This window comes from Anaerotruncus sp. AF02-27 (genome assembly GCF_003465835.1).
Taxonomy (GTDB): domain Bacteria; phylum Bacillota; class Clostridia; order Oscillospirales; family Ruminococcaceae; genus Anaerotruncus; species Anaerotruncus rubiinfantis.
This window is the reverse complement of the sequence record NZ_QSBX01000002.1, coordinates 296851-309526: the sequence shown is the minus strand read 5'-3', so window position 1 is coordinate 309526 and position 12676 is coordinate 296851. Positions and strand designations below refer to the sequence as shown.

At 59.9% G+C, this 12676-nt stretch carries 14 protein-coding genes; 2 read left to right on the top strand and 12 right to left on the bottom strand.

What is annotated here, in order from left to right; translation table 11 throughout:
* Positions 1 to 7: 7 nt before the first annotated feature.
* The 7 genes from DWV16_RS03580 to DWV16_RS03550 are packed head-to-tail and all read right to left on the bottom strand — an operon-like array spanning position 8 to position 7460.
* A complete protein-coding gene (locus DWV16_RS03580; RefSeq protein ID WP_118477800.1) occupies positions 8 to 523 on the bottom strand; it encodes a 4Fe-4S dicluster domain-containing protein in 516 nt (171 codons plus the stop codon).
* Positions 524 to 533: 10 nt separating this feature from the next.
* Positions 534 to 2696, bottom strand: coding sequence for a molybdopterin-dependent oxidoreductase (locus DWV16_RS03575; RefSeq protein ID WP_118477799.1), 2163 nt, complete (start codon positions 2694 to 2696; stop codon positions 534 to 536).
* A complete protein-coding gene (locus DWV16_RS03570) occupies positions 2689 to 3948 on the bottom strand; it encodes an NAD(P)/FAD-dependent oxidoreductase (protein WP_158572767.1) in 1260 nt (419 codons plus the stop codon). Before DWV16_RS03570 ends, DWV16_RS03575 begins: the two co-directional genes overlap by 8 nt.
* Positions 3949 to 3990: 42 nt before the next feature.
* Positions 3991 to 4980 carry a hypothetical protein gene (locus DWV16_RS03565; protein WP_118477797.1) on the bottom strand — a complete coding sequence of 330 codons (990 nt, stop codon included), beginning with the start codon at positions 4978 to 4980 and terminating at the stop codon, positions 3991 to 3993.
* 36 nt (positions 4981 to 5016) lie between these two features.
* The gene (locus DWV16_RS03560) at positions 5017 to 5400 is read right to left on the bottom strand and encodes a tautomerase family protein (RefSeq protein ID WP_118477796.1); all 384 of its coding nucleotides are present in this window, start codon (positions 5398 to 5400) and stop codon (positions 5017 to 5019) included.
* 13 nt (positions 5401 to 5413) lie between these two features.
* Positions 5414 to 6124 (bottom strand): aspartate/glutamate racemase family protein, encoded by a 711-nt coding sequence (locus tag DWV16_RS03555; RefSeq protein ID WP_118477795.1) that lies wholly within the window; start codon positions 6122 to 6124, stop codon positions 5414 to 5416.
* A gap of 13 nt (positions 6125 to 6137) precedes the next feature.
* On the bottom strand, positions 6138 to 7460 hold the full coding sequence (locus tag DWV16_RS03550; protein WP_242863732.1) for an MmgE/PrpD family protein: 1323 nt from the start codon (positions 7458 to 7460) through the stop codon (positions 6138 to 6140).
* On the opposite strand from DWV16_RS03550, the gene DWV16_RS19515 reads away from it, so the two are divergent.
* Positions 7428 to 7577: a hypothetical protein gene (locus DWV16_RS19515; RefSeq protein WP_242863739.1), complete on the top strand. Its 150-nt coding sequence runs from the start codon at positions 7428 to 7430 to the stop codon at positions 7575 to 7577. The genes DWV16_RS03550 and DWV16_RS19515 overlap by 33 nt on opposite strands.
* Before the next feature lie 280 nt (positions 7578 to 7857).
* On the opposite strand, the gene DWV16_RS03545 is transcribed toward DWV16_RS19515, so the two are convergent.
* From DWV16_RS03545 to glp, 3 genes are read right to left on the bottom strand one after another with little or no spacing between them, the layout of a single operon-like run.
* Positions 7858 to 8799 carry a molybdenum cofactor guanylyltransferase gene (locus DWV16_RS03545; RefSeq protein ID WP_118477794.1) on the bottom strand — a complete coding sequence of 314 codons (942 nt, stop codon included), beginning with the start codon at positions 8797 to 8799 and terminating at the stop codon, positions 7858 to 7860.
* Positions 8796 to 9302 (bottom strand): molybdopterin-guanine dinucleotide biosynthesis protein B, encoded by a 507-nt coding sequence (gene mobB / locus DWV16_RS03540; protein ID WP_066459153.1) that lies wholly within the window; start codon positions 9300 to 9302, stop codon positions 8796 to 8798. The genes DWV16_RS03545 and mobB overlap by 4 nt, the downstream gene beginning before the upstream one ends.
* 12 nt (positions 9303 to 9314) lie before the next feature.
* Positions 9315 to 10592, bottom strand: a complete 1278-nt coding sequence (glp, locus tag DWV16_RS03535) for a gephyrin-like molybdotransferase Glp (protein ID WP_199719757.1) — start codon at positions 10590 to 10592, stop codon at positions 9315 to 9317.
* A 430-nt stretch (positions 10593 to 11022) separates the two neighbouring features.
* Here glp and nrdR point away from each other — a divergent pair, with 430 nt between their 5' ends.
* Complete coding sequence (gene nrdR, locus DWV16_RS03525; protein ID WP_118477792.1) at positions 11023 to 11508, top strand: transcriptional regulator NrdR; 486 nt, start codon at positions 11023 to 11025, stop codon at positions 11506 to 11508.
* 50 nt (positions 11509 to 11558) lie between these two features.
* Here nrdR and DWV16_RS03520 read toward each other — a convergent pair whose 3' ends face one another.
* Positions 11559 to 11939 carry a DUF4363 family protein gene (locus DWV16_RS03520; protein ID WP_066459159.1) on the bottom strand — a complete coding sequence of 127 codons (381 nt, stop codon included), beginning with the start codon at positions 11937 to 11939 and terminating at the stop codon, positions 11559 to 11561.
* Positions 11936 to 12643, bottom strand: a complete 708-nt coding sequence (locus DWV16_RS03515) for a DUF421 domain-containing protein (RefSeq protein ID WP_066459161.1) — start codon at positions 12641 to 12643, stop codon at positions 11936 to 11938. Before DWV16_RS03515 ends, DWV16_RS03520 begins: the two co-directional genes overlap by 4 nt.
* Positions 12644 to 12676 lie beyond the last annotated feature (33 nt).

The window sequence follows — 12676 nt, the reverse complement described above, 5'->3', positions numbered from 1 at the left end:
TTTTGTGTCACGGCTCTTCGCTGCCGAGAATCGCGTTTGTGATCGCCTTGAGCGAACGGGCGGCCCGTTGGGAAAGGTACTGCGATTCGCTTTCGTAAACCGAAAGCGCCCCGAACGGGCAGATACGCACGCAGGCGGGCTTGAGACCGGCCTTGAGGCGTTCGGAGCAGCCGTCGCATTTGGTGATCCGATCCTTCTGGTCGAAACTCGGAATGCCGAATGGGCAGGCCATCGCGCAACTGTGGCAGCCGATACAGCGGTCGGGGTCGAAGAGGGTGAGATTGGTGGCAGAGTCCTTGTAGAGCGCGCCGGTCGGGCATCCCATCACACAAGGTGCGTCGCTGCAGTGCATGCAGGCCACCGAGAGGTTGGTGTAACGGATCTTATCCTTCCCCTCCTCAAGCAGGTGGATACGGCGCAAAGGGGTGTCCCCATGGGAAGGGTCGATGTCGTTCTGGTCCATGCAGGCCACCGCACAGGCCCCGCAGGACACACATTTTTCCAGGTTCAGATCGAATATCATAACATCGCTCCTATCTCTCGCGCGCGGCGGGTATGTTTTTGGCCTTCTCGACACGGCAGCGCACCTGCTTAAAGCCTGGGAAACCGGAATAGGGGTCCAGATGATCGGCAGGGATCAGCTCGTTGACATCTGCCTCAGGGTAGCCGTGATACATGTAGACCTCGCCTGGTTTTGCGGCATGGGTGAGGTTGGCGCGTACCGTGATCTGCCCGCATGAGGTGGAGAGCACGATCCAGTCGTCCTGCGCGATACCCGATTCCCGTGCGGTTTCGGGGTTCAGATCGGCGGCGGGATCGGGACGCAGGCTGCGCGGCCAGGTGAGGCTGTGCAGTCTGGAGTGTACCGCGTTGGGAAGCCGCGCACCGGTGATGAGGGTGCAGGGGAACTGCTTCGGATCGGCGCCGTCGTAGCTGTCGTGGTAGGTGGGCAGTGGATTCAGATCGGGGTAATCTTTCGAAATTTCCTCGATGATGGCCGATTTGAGCTCAAGTTTGCCGGTTTTGGTTTCAAAACCGTTTTTTGTGTAGGTTCCGGGAATATAGGGCTTAAATTCCTTCATCCGCAGCGGCAGGGGGGCCTCCATCAGTTCGTCGAGGGAGACGCTGAGCGGCTCGATGAGGTATTCCATAGTCGCGCGCAGGCCGCTCTTCATGAGATCGTCGTCGATGTCGAGATACTGTGCGAGCTCGCACATGATCTGGGTGTCCGACTTCGACTCGTAGAGCGGCTCAATGGCGGGCTTGGTGCAGGTGAGGAAGCCGCCGGGGTAGCCCTTGAGCTCGCTGCGCTCCATCGAAGTGCAGGCGGGCAGCAGGATATCGGCGTGCTTTGTGAATTCGGTGGTCACGAGATCGATGGCCACAATGAAGTCAAGCTTGTCGACCGCCTTGAGGAATTTGCTCGGCTGGGGCCACATCCGATGGTTCAGCCCGAAACCGACCAGCGCTTTGAGCGGATAGGGAGTGCAGGTTTCGATCTGGCGGGGCAGGTCCATCGCCTGGCATTCGCCGGCGAGCGCCTCCCAGACGGGGAACCGGCGCGCGCCGATGGCTTCGCGGCAGTTTTTTGGCTCCTTGTCGTGGATGAAGTGCGCTTCGTTGGTGGGAAAGCCGCAGTCGGTATAGGCGAGCGAGGTGTGGATGGGCAGCATCCCGCCCTTGCGGTCGATATTGCCGCAGATGGCCTGCAGCGCAACCAGGGCGCGGTAGTTGTTATAGCCGTTGATGTGATGGGTGACGGCGGCGGCCGAGGTGTAGGAGGCGGCGGGGCCGCCTGTGGCATAGAGGCGGGCCGCTTTTTCAAGCAGGTCGGCTGGGACGCCGGTGATGGCCGCGGTGCGCTCCGGGGTGAACTCGGCGGCATAGGAGGCGTATTCCTCGAAACCGTAGGTGTGCGCGCGCACATATTTCTTGTCGTACCATCCCCGCTGGATGATGAGGTTCGCGAGCCCAAGGGCGAGCGCGCCGTCGGTACCGGGCTTCAGCTGCAGGTGGATGTCGGCAAGCTTGCGGGAGGTCTCAGTCACACGCGGGTCGACAATGATGATCTTGCCGCCCCGCTCCTTAAATTCCATCAGCTCGCGCCCCTGAATATGCAGGTTGATGAGGGTGTTGCAGGCCCAGCCCAGAAAGACGCTGGCATTTCGCATGTCGGGCCGGTAGTTGCGCCCGGTCACGGTCATCCAGGCCATCTGGGTCGCCTTGAAGCAGCAGGAGCTTTCGGTGCCGTAATTGCGGCTGCCAAAGGAATAGGTGAGCCGGTGCAGCCAGGTGCGGTACCATTTGGTGTAACCGGTGTACCAGCATACAGCCTCTGGGCCGGAGGTGCGTTTAATGGCGTTGAGCCTGTCGCCGATCTCCCGGTAGGCCTCCTCCCAGGAGATTGGTTCAAATTCGCCGCTGCCACGGGGGCCGGTGCGGCGCATGGGAGTGCGGATGCGGTTCTCCTGGTAGACGAACTGCCGGTTGCTGGCCCCCTTGGTGCAGAGTTTCCCATTGCTGCCGGGAAAGCCCTCGGTGCCTTCGATTTTGATAATCTTGCCATCCTTGACATAGACGTCCAGCCCGCAGTGGGATCCGGGCGTACAGATGTCGCAGATGCTTTTATGGACCTCCACGCCGGTTTCGGCGCAGGGGATTTTGGCTTTGCTCAGCGCTTCCAGTTTGCTATTCATGGTCCTCCCCCTCTATCTGACTGATATACGACTCCGGCAGCCCTCTGCCGCGCAAATAGGCGCGCTGCATCGGGGTCAGGGTCGGGGATTCGCCGGTGAGCTGGCGGAGCATCAAGCTCTTGAGCACCCCGCTGATGTTGCCGCAGTCGAGCAGGTTGGCGCAGCAGATCTTGCCGTCCGCAAGGACAACCTCAAGGTACATCCCGTCCTTTTCGTAGACGAGATGTTTGCCCTGGATGCGGTTGTCGCCCAGCCCTACGAATTCCATCCCCATGAAGTGGGTGATGTTGTGGATGATGTTCCCGGCATAATCGGCGTGACCGCCCGCGCAGACGGTGCCGGCGGTGCGTCCCTGGCAGCCCGCGTTCGCCCAAAGCCCGATGATCTGGGTCTGGCCGGACTGCAGATTGTTGCCCTCGCAGCAATCCCCGGCCGCATAGATTCCCTCGGCCGAGGTGCGCATCCGGGTGTCCACCACAATTCCGCGGTTGACGGCAACGCCGGAATCCGGGGCGGATACGATCCCGGTGTTCGCCCGGGTGCCGATGCAAAGGCAGATGACGTCGGCGGGCAGCAGCTCGCCGGTGGCAATGCGTACCCCTTCGGGTTCGATCGCCTCGACCCCCGCGTTCCAGCGAAAGTCGAGCCCCATCTCGCGCAGCCGCGCCTCCATCCGGCGGGAAAGCGGTTCCATCGCGGCCAGTGGGAAAAGGCGTGGCGCCGCGTCGACGACCGTCGTCGCGACAGCGCGTTCGTAGAGAAGCTGCGCGACCTTGATTCCCACCATCGAGGCGCCCACCACCACGCCGGTTTTGATGGGATTGGCATCGAGGTAGTCTCGCAGATCCTCCGCGTCCTGCAGGGTGCGCATCAGGAAAACGCGCCGGTCCGGCAGGCCGGGGATCGGCGGGGCGAAGGCCCGCGCTCCGGTCGCAATTACGATTCCGTCGAAGGATGGCTGCTCGCTGTTTGAGAGGAGAAGCGCCCGCTCCCTGCCGCGCACCGCCTCGACGGTGACGCCGGTGTGCAGCGCGAGGGAGAGATCCCTGGAAATCTGTTCGAGCGGTCCGAAGACGAAGCTCTGCTCCCTCGGGATTTTTCCGGACGCATAGTAGGTGCTTAGCATGGGGTTAAACGGGGGTTCGCAAAGTGTCTCAAAGACGTGGATCTGCGCGCCGGCGTCCTGCCGGCGAATGGCTTCGGCGGCATGATAGCCCGCACAGCCAAACCCGACGACAGCATAGTTTTTCAAGTTTGTTCCCTCCAGCCGCCCCGCAAGGGCGTTTGATCGGTTTTAGTCCATTCGGATGATCTGGCCGGCATTCACTTTGACGGCCTTATCATAGATCAGCTTGCCCACCGCGACATCCAGAGCGCCCATCCCGAAGTGGGTGTAAACGATGATTTCCCGATCGTTCTCGCGGGCGGGGGCTTTTTGGGTAAGGATTTCTCCCATGTCCGCGTAGACCGGGGCATCTGCGAGCTGATACTGGGCGAGGGAGGGGTTTTTGATGATCTGCATCGTGTCGTCCTTGCGGGAACCAAGCACCCATTTGTCGGCCTTGAAGGCGCATTGCGGATCGAGGTCGAAGAAGCTGTAGAGCCCGATTACGGTACAGCCCGCGGGCAGGTCCTCGAAGTGGATGAGCGGCTTGCGGCAGGTGGTGGCCAGAATGAGGATGTCGCATTCCCTGGCCGCTTCCTTTGCATCGGTGAAGCAGGAAATCTCGGCGCGATCGGAATGGGCGGCCTGAAACTTTTCCATCGCCGCTTCATTTTTGTCGCAGAGGCGCAGCTTCACGATGTCCGGAAAGGCCTGAAGGAAGGATTCGGCGGCGAGCCGCCCTTCTTCGCCGCAGCCGACGATCGCAAGGGTCGCGGAACCGGATTTTGCAAGATATTTCGCCGCCACGACCGCGTGGCCGCCGCCGGTGCGCATGGCGGTGATCTCGCTCGCCTCGATCATGCAGTAAGGCTGGCCGTTTTCGGTATCGCTCAGGATCAGCAGGTTGCCCCCGCAGGAGGGATAGCCGGGAAGCTGTTCCTTCATCATGTTGGTCCATTTGACGCCTGCGGTGCGTAGATATTTGAGGTTCGCGGCCATCGCCATAATGAAATTCGAACGCTGTTCGTTTAAAAACATCGGCTCTTTGATCGGGTGAAAGACATTTCCCGCCGCGTTCTGACGGAAGGTCTCCTCGACCGCCTCGACCACCTCGGCGCAGGTAATGAGCTTTCTCGCCTCAGTTCCGGTGATGACACGCATATCCAGATGGTATTCCATAGATTTGTCCCTCTTTCTGATGGAGTCTCGCCGGGCTCAGACGCCGCGGCCTTTCTTCGCAAGAAATTCGCTGGCCACCTGGCCGGAGGCAATTCCCCAGTTTTCGAGCGGCGGTTCGTGCAGTACAATCTTGAGCCCCGCGGTGCTCTGGCCGGCAGCGCGAATCCCGTCGGCGACCGCGCGGTAGAGCGCCCGCTTCTGGTCGAGGGTGCGTCCGGGGAAAATGTCGATCTCGACAATAAGGTAGTCGAGCGGATCAAGCCCTTCTGGGAAGGAGACGCAGTCGGTCTCGAAGAGAGCGACCGCGCAGTTGCTCTGTTTCCCCATCTGCTCGGTGAATGCGCGGGCCACCGCCGCCACAAGCTGCCGCTTCTGACCAGCGGTCTTTTGCCGCGCCGAAAAAATTTTAATACTGGGCATCGAACCCCTCCTGTCATTTGGTGAAAAGGCTTCCGGCTTTGAGGTCCTCGGTCCTGCCCATCATCCGCATCAGCTTCCAGAGGGTGGCTTGGTTGCTGGTGACGACCGGCCGGCCGAAATCGCTCTCGAGCCCGCGGATGTAGTCGATCACCCGGAAGCCGGCGCAGCTCACGAAGATGCCTTCGCATGCGGGGGTGAAGGCATCGCGCACCGTACTGTAGATCCGGTCAAAGGGGACCTGCGCCACAAGGTTCATCTGGACGATGCCCAGTCCCTTGCAGGAAAGAACGTCATAACCGCTGTCTCGCATAAACCGGATTTCGATCTCGTTGACCGCGTCGGGATAGGGGGTGACCATTGCCATTTTGCGGATGCCGAGGGTTGTGAGCGCCTCGGTGACGGCAGTGGTCGTGGTGGTGACAGGCAGGCCGCAGGAGCGCTCGAGCCGTTCGATGATCTCGCGGTCGTACCCGGCCCCGCGGATGAAGCTGCCGGAGGTGCAGTTGAGCGCGATGACCTGCGCGCCGCGTTCAGCGAGCCGCACCGCCGCTCCGTCGGCTTCGTCAGCGAAGCGGCTGAGCACCTCGACGTCGATCTTGGCGAGCGGGATGCGTTCGGCAAGGATGGTGACGTCGTCCGGCTTGTATTTTCCCATCTCGTTTTCGGGGTTTTTGACCCCGCCGCCGGGACAGATTAGCCCGACGGACAGCGGTTGTCCCATCATCTTGGCACCTTCCTCACTGGCGGGCGAAGAGGTGGCAGATTGTGGAGAGGTCTCCGCAATCCTCAAGCTTTTCGATGGCGCTGATCGCCGCGTCCTGCTGCGCGGGGGTGAGGACGCTTGCGCTTTGGATGCGGAAGCGGCTGCCGAGTTCCTCCCAGGACATCATCTGCTGCGGGTGGCCCGGATGGGTGTCCATCTGCTCCTCGTAGACCTTGCCGTTCTTGGTTTTGATGGTCATCGTCTTCATCGGATAGGAGCCGTTTTGCCAGATGATGAAGCTGCCGCCAAGCGTATGCTGCTCGCTTGGGCCGCTCTTGACCCGCTGCGCCAGCGCAAGGACCTTCGGGTCCTTCATATTTTCGGCCGAGTACCACTGTGCGCCGGGGGTGCGGTCGTAGAGCATTGCGGCGATGCAGAACGGGATGCTGAACTGCGCCTGGGTCAGCGAGGTGTAGCCCTCGGGGCGGATGGCCATGCGCAGCTGGGTTGGCGGGTCGAGGATGATCTCGTCGATGTCTTCGGGCGAGATACCGTACTTTTCTGTCATCACATAGGCGAGCTCGACGGCGGTCTGATTCCACATGTTGGCTGGCCAGTGCTTGAGCAGGGTGTCGAGAATGAGGTAGCGCTCGCCCAGTTCTTTGGTGTACCACTCGGGCCGGTGGTCGGGGGTCATATGTACCGCATAGGCTTTGGGATCGTCGAAGCAGTCCTGGTAGTTCTCGACGCCGCTTTTGGCGGTGAGCGCAAGTTCGATGCCGTCCCGGGCCCTGAAGCCGTGCAGGTAGTGGTAGGCGTCAGACATGGTGGTGTGATGCAGGCAGCCGCAGATGGTGCTGGCGGCGGTGCCGAAGCCGAGTGCCTGGTTGGCGCGCTCAAGGTCCAGGTCGAAGAGCTTGATAGCCGGGACCAGCGCAGCGAAGATCTGCCAGCTGGTCAGCCCCCAGCCGTTGCCGGCGGCCTGTCCCTTGGGATTCTGGATTGCCATGGCAATGCGCTGGTAGACCTCATAGCCGGCGACGACGGCGGTGATGAAATCCTTGCCGGATTTCTTCTGCCCCTCACAGCAGGCCCATGCGGACGGGATCACGCCGGCCGACGGATGGCCGGTCCAGGAACAATCCTCCCAATCGAGCATGTCGGTGATTGCGCCGTTGACGAAAGCCGCGTTCGCCATACTCAGGCGCGTGCCGCTGATCCAGGCGGTCGCGGTGCCCTGTTCGCCGCCGTTAAACTGCCTGCCAAGTTCGATGGCACGGCCGGACATGGGGACTCCGTTGGCGGCCAGCGCCGCGGCGATCGCATGCAGGGCGATCTTCTTGGCGCGGTCGACCACCTCGGCGGGAAGCTGGTCGTACTTGAGGTCGAGGATGTACTGCGCGAGGGTGTCGGTGTAGTTGGTGGTGATTTTGTTGATGCTGAACTTCATCTGAACTCCTCCGATTCTTTCTGATGCAAAATCGCTTGGTAAGATTACTACACCCTAAATACCAGCAAGAAACGTGCCAGTTCTTTTCAGACGCGCCGTACAATCCCGTTCGCCCCAAATATGCGGACAGGCGGCGCAAAAGCCTGTCTTGACGGGCGTCAGGCGCCGCAAAATGAAATGTGCAGAAAACGGAATGATCCCATTAAAGGGATTCAAATCCCATTTAAAAGGGAACAAAAAGGGACCGCGCACCCCATTCTACGAAGTGCGCGGCCCCAAAACCGGACCGTGGGATAAGAGAAGATTATTTTGCATCGAGCAGCCGCTCGTAAAGCGCGCGCGTGTTGACGTTGGTGAGCACCCGGTCGTCGAAGGGGGTCTGCGCGAGCGGGACATACCGCACACAGAGCTTTTCGAGGAACCGCATCACGCTGCGCTCCCCGGCGGCGAGCTGTTCCGCGAGCATTTCCCGCGTCCCAACGGCGTAAACGGCCGTCAGTGGGTGGGGACGGCCGTCCCGCGTGACCGGGACCACCGCGTCATATCCCTCCCGCAGCCCGCAGAGGTACAGCAGGAACGCACGGGTGACACAGGGGGTGTCGCAGGGGCAGACTGCGAGGTAGGCAGCCTTCGCGTGCCGCATCGCGGTGCAGAGCCCGCCGAGCGGACCTGTCCCGGGGAATTCGTCGGGCAAAGGAAGGAAGCTGCCGCAATCCTCGTACCGACCGATGCGGTCGACCGAGAGATATTTCTCGGGGAAGGGCGAGAGCGCTTCCATCGCGTGAACAAGCAGGCTGCGTCCCCCGAGCAAAAGCAGCGCCTTGTTTTCGCCCATCCGGCGGCTTTGGCCGCCGGCCAGAAGCAGTGCGGCAACCCCGTTGGGAGCGGGGAAAGGGACGGTACCAGCAGCGGGGAGGCAGAGCAGCTCCACGAGGCAGAGGGCTGCGGCGAGATCCGCGTCGCACCCGTTAGTCAGGGAGATTTCCATCGCGAGCAGCTCTTCCCGGCTGCTGCAGGAAATGGGATCGCCCGCCCCATCCACCACCCGCCAGACAGGGCCGGCAGGGCTGTTCAGCGAAACGGGGACAAGCATCCCTCCCGCCGCATATTCGGGCGCACAAATCTGCAGCGCGCGCAAAAGCGCGGCGCCCTGCAGGAGTTCCGCCTGTTCCAGTCCGCATTCTTCCCGCAGCTCCCACAGGATATCCCCGGCACAGCGGGAAGTGAGCAGTTGCCACAGATTCATGAGGGTTCCTCCTCCTGATTTTGCTTCCAGTGCAGGATGATTTTTACAAGTCCCGGCAGGTCGTCGAGCGCCAGCACCGGGACGGTCGGATGGGTGAGCGGCAGGTCGGTCGCGATGGCGAGCAGCGTCGCAGGGTCGCAGACCGGTCTGACTGAAATGCCCGCGCGCACCACCTCGATCTTTGGCAGTGGGGAGCTTTTTCCTCCTTCGAGGATCAGAAAATCGCAGTCGGGCGCGAACGCGCAGATTTCCGAAAAGGAGAGCTCCTCCCGGTCGCGCACCATCAACAGTTTCGCATGGGAATAGATAATGGTACTGACAGCACCCGCCTGCTTGTGACGGTAGCTGTCGGTCCCGGGCAGGTCGGCGGAGAAATCGTGTCCGTCGTGCTTGATGGTCGCGACCCGAAATCCCGCTTCGGTGAGCGCTCGGACCAGCCGGACGGTGAGGGTGGTCTTGCCGGAATTTTTGACGCCGCTCACTGCGAAAAGCATGGGATGCATAAAAATTCCCCCTTAGAGCCAGACGAGCCGGACCCGGTCCCCTTGGCGCAGCCCGCCGCTTCCGGCCGGGATATCGATGAAAACGTTGCAGCCGAGCATCGACGAGATCGCGCCGGAGGAATGGTTGCCGCGCGAGACATCCACGAAGCCGCTTTTACATTGGGCGCGGATAAACCGCCGTTTGGGGCTGGGTTTTCCAAAGTCGCTCTGCATGATCCCTTCGCCGGTGCGGCAGACGAGACTTTCGTCCCGCGCGAGCCTGGAAAGCACTGGCCGCGCGAGTAGCTCGAAGGTGGCGAGCGCCGCGAACGGATTGCCAGAGAGGCAGAGCAGAAGCTTATTGTCCGCGATCGCACCGAGCATCGGCATCCCCGGCTTCATCAATAGTCTCCAGAAGAGTGTTTCAGCCCCTAGCAGCTGCAGAACTTCGTGCATGATGTCCTTTTTGCCGACCGAGACGCCGCCGGTGGTCAGTACGAGATCGGCTTCGGGCAGCGCCTCAGCGATGACGCGCGCCGCAGACGCGGATTCGTCCCGGCAGGCGGGCAGCACCTTGGGCGAGAACCCGAGTTCCTGTAGCCGCGCCTCCAAAAGATAGCGGTTGGCGTTGTAGATTTGGCCAGGACCCGCCTGTTCACCCGGCTCGATCAGCTCGCTGCCGGTGTTGAGCAGCAGAATGCGCGGCGGCGTGTAAACGCGCGTACGGGTGAACCCGAGCGATGCGAGCACCCCGATTGAAACGTAGGAAAGTTTTTCGCCGCGCCGTAGCAGCAACGTCCCCTTTTTTACATCTTCCCCCTGAAAGCATAAGTTGTCGTGATGCCGGGCCGGATGGAAAATCCGTACAAAAGGCATGCCGTCGTCGGTATCCTCTTGGCGGATGACACAGTCGCAGCCTGCGGGAATTGCCGCGCCGGTCATAATGTTGACCGCTTCGCCCGCGCCCACATGTCCGGCAAAATAATCCCCGGCGCATTCGGTTCCGATCACCCGCAGTTTGGCAGGAGCCTCGGACGTGGCTGCCGCAACGTCGGCGGAACGCACGGCGTAACCGTCGAGCGGGGAGCGGTCAAAGGGAGGCAGATCCATCGGGGAAAAGACATCCTCCGCGAGAATCCGTCCGCGCGTTCGCTCGAGCGGCAGCTCCTCCACCCGTTCGATGGGCTGGGTCCGTTCCAGCAGGAGGCGAACCCCCTCCTCCAATTCCACACCGATGCGCATCCGCACATGCTCCTTTCTCTGGTTCTTTCCGCTGTATTTTTGATAAAACCGGCCGATATTTGTGTTCATTATGTCACAGACTCTCCAAAATATCAACTCCTTTTTAAAAACTGCAAGTGCGGCTGCAAATTTTCGAGGGGATAAGGATTTCAGAAACCTGCAAATTCCCATAGATGATGTGGTCACGATTTCAGATGTTTTCATAGAGCGTTTGGGTGATGGCGTGGCTGGCTTCGTGTGGATTTCTTTCATGCTTGGTCTGGGCATAACAGAGATTGTAAGGACTTTCCAGAAAGGAACGAAAGTCGAGCTCCGCCGGCAGAATTACGGAGGATGCGAGGAGCTCTTGGAGAGTTATTATACAATCTTAGCGGCTAAACGGGAACGGAATTTGTGAAAACAGCTTGCCAGTTTCGGAAAATAATGGTACAATGAGGACAAGTCTAATACGAATAGTATAAATATTTTCCAGCCCGTACTACAAGGGGGAATTGTACGAATGAAATGCCCATACTGCGGTTATGTGGAAAGTAAAGTTGTCGATTCGCGTCCCACCGATGAATCCGAGCGGATCCGCCGCCGACGGGAATGCCTCAAATGTGAACGGCGTTTTACAACTTATGAAATCATCGAAACAACGCCATTGGTCGTTATCAAAAAGGACAAATCGCGCGAGTCTTTCGATGCGGGCAAGCTGCTTGCGGGAATGGTGCGCGCCTGCGAAAAACGCCCGGTTTCGCTGGCGGTGTTGGAGCAGGCGGTGGGCGACATCGAGATGGTTCTGCACAACTCCCTGGAAAAAGAGGTCCCTTCCTATAAAATCGGGGAGCTTGCGATGGAAAAGCTGCGGGAGATCGACGAGGTGGCCTATGTGCGTTTCGCCTCAGTCTACCGGCAGTTTAAGGACATCGATTCGTTTATGAAGGAATTGCAGGCGATACTGGAAGCCCGTACGGGCGCACAAAAGGATAAAAACGCAGATTAAAAGCATAATATAAAAGGCCCGCTGCCATTGGCAGCGGGCCTTTTTTGCAGTCAGAAGATATTTCTGAAATTTGGTACTTCAGAATCATAGACATGGTCGATAAGCTCCTGGAGCCTGGCCACCTCGGCGGCCAGCTCACCGTAGTCCTCATATCGGGCGAGCGCGGGAAGGCGCGCCGTTGTGCTGTCGATCGCGTCGAGCGCTTCATGGTGGATATACCGCAAGAGCAGCTTTTCATTTTCCTGCCACTGGGACTGGAACTGTTCGGCCAAATGGATGATCCGAGCATTGCTTCCCTCCTCAATAGCGGCGGAAAGATCGGACAGGGAGGCTTCCATCTCATCGGTGATGCGCATCAAATGGAAAAGCCCGGCCGCGCTGACCCCAATGATCAGCGCAATGATGCAAAGCGCAATCCACAGCCGCTTCATTCGTCCGCCTCCTTTTTCTTATTCGGCGCTTCTTCCACCGGCACGATCAGATAATCCGCCTGGCGGTTGCAGGTCATAAGGAAGATATCCTTGGTATTGTAGCCGTTTTCGGTGACGGTTTTTTCGAGCCATTCATATTTCAGATTGCAGTATTTGAGCCCGCTGTCGATCACCACGCCGTCGCTGATGAGTACGACCGGAGGTGCGTCGTCTGCGGGCTGGCCCTGCAGGTTCAGCATCTTGGCGGTCACCGTCTGCGCGTCGAATTTCTGATAGACGGAAAGTTTTCCGGTTGTTTCAACGATGGCAAAAGCCACGTCACGGATATCGAAGATATTGTTCCCGCGGAGCTGCTCCATCATATCGTCGATGGTGAAACGCAGCTCCTTAAGTTCCTGCTGGTCGATTTTTCCGTCCCGGATGATGACGCGGGGCGTCCCGGAGATGAAGCGGCGCGCCTTGCGGAATTTCAATGTGATGGCGGAGATGACCACATCGAAGGAGACGAGCGTCAGGATGGGGATGATGCCTCCGATGAGCGGGACGTTGGCGTCCTCAATGGCCATCGTCGCAATGTTTGAAACGAGGATGGTGACCACCAGTTCGGACGGCTGCAGCTGACCAAGCTGGCGTTTTCCCATCAGGCGCAGGCTGACGATGATGAGCGCATAAATAATGAGCACCCGGATAAAGACGATCAACATAAAGGTAGCAGACCTCCCAATCTTAAGTCATAC

What these genes read in the sequence shown, in the direction of transcription:
- DWV16_RS03580 (WP_118477800.1), bottom strand. Translation starts at nt 523, where the DNA reads ATGATATTCGATCTGAACCTGGAAAAATGTGTGTCCTGCGGGGCCTGT.
- DWV16_RS03575 (WP_118477799.1), bottom strand. Translation starts at nt 2,696, where the DNA reads ATGAATAGCAAACTGGAAGCGCTGAGCAAAGCCAAAATCCCCTGCGCC.
- DWV16_RS03565 (WP_118477797.1), bottom strand. Translation starts at nt 4,980, where the DNA reads ATGGAATACCATCTGGATATGCGTGTCATCACCGGAACTGAGGCGAGA.
- DWV16_RS03560 (WP_118477796.1), bottom strand. Translation starts at nt 5,400, where the DNA reads ATGCCCAGTATTAAAATTTTTTCGGCGCGGCAAAAGACCGCTGGTCAG.
- DWV16_RS03555 (WP_118477795.1), bottom strand. Translation starts at nt 6,124, where the DNA reads ATGATGGGACAACCGCTGTCCGTCGGGCTAATCTGTCCCGGCGGCGGG.
- DWV16_RS19515 (WP_242863739.1), top strand. Translation starts at nt 7,428, where the DNA reads ATGCAGGGCGATCTTCTTGGCGCGGTCGACCACCTCGGCGGGAAGCTG.
- DWV16_RS03545 (WP_118477794.1), bottom strand. Translation starts at nt 8,799, where the DNA reads ATGAATCTGTGGCAACTGCTCACTTCCCGCTGTGCCGGGGATATCCTG.
- mobB (WP_066459153.1), bottom strand. Translation starts at nt 9,302, where the DNA reads ATGCATCCCATGCTTTTCGCAGTGAGCGGCGTCAAAAATTCCGGCAAG.
- glp (WP_199719757.1), bottom strand. Translation starts at nt 10,592, where the DNA reads ATGAACACAAATATCGGCCGGTTTTATCAAAAATACAGCGGAAAGAAC.
- nrdR (WP_118477792.1), top strand. Translation starts at nt 11,023, where the DNA reads ATGAAATGCCCATACTGCGGTTATGTGGAAAGTAAAGTTGTCGATTCG.
- DWV16_RS03520 (WP_066459159.1), bottom strand. Translation starts at nt 11,939, where the DNA reads ATGAAGCGGCTGTGGATTGCGCTTTGCATCATTGCGCTGATCATTGGG.
- DWV16_RS03515 (WP_066459161.1), bottom strand. Translation starts at nt 12,643, where the DNA reads ATGTTGATCGTCTTTATCCGGGTGCTCATTATTTATGCGCTCATCATC.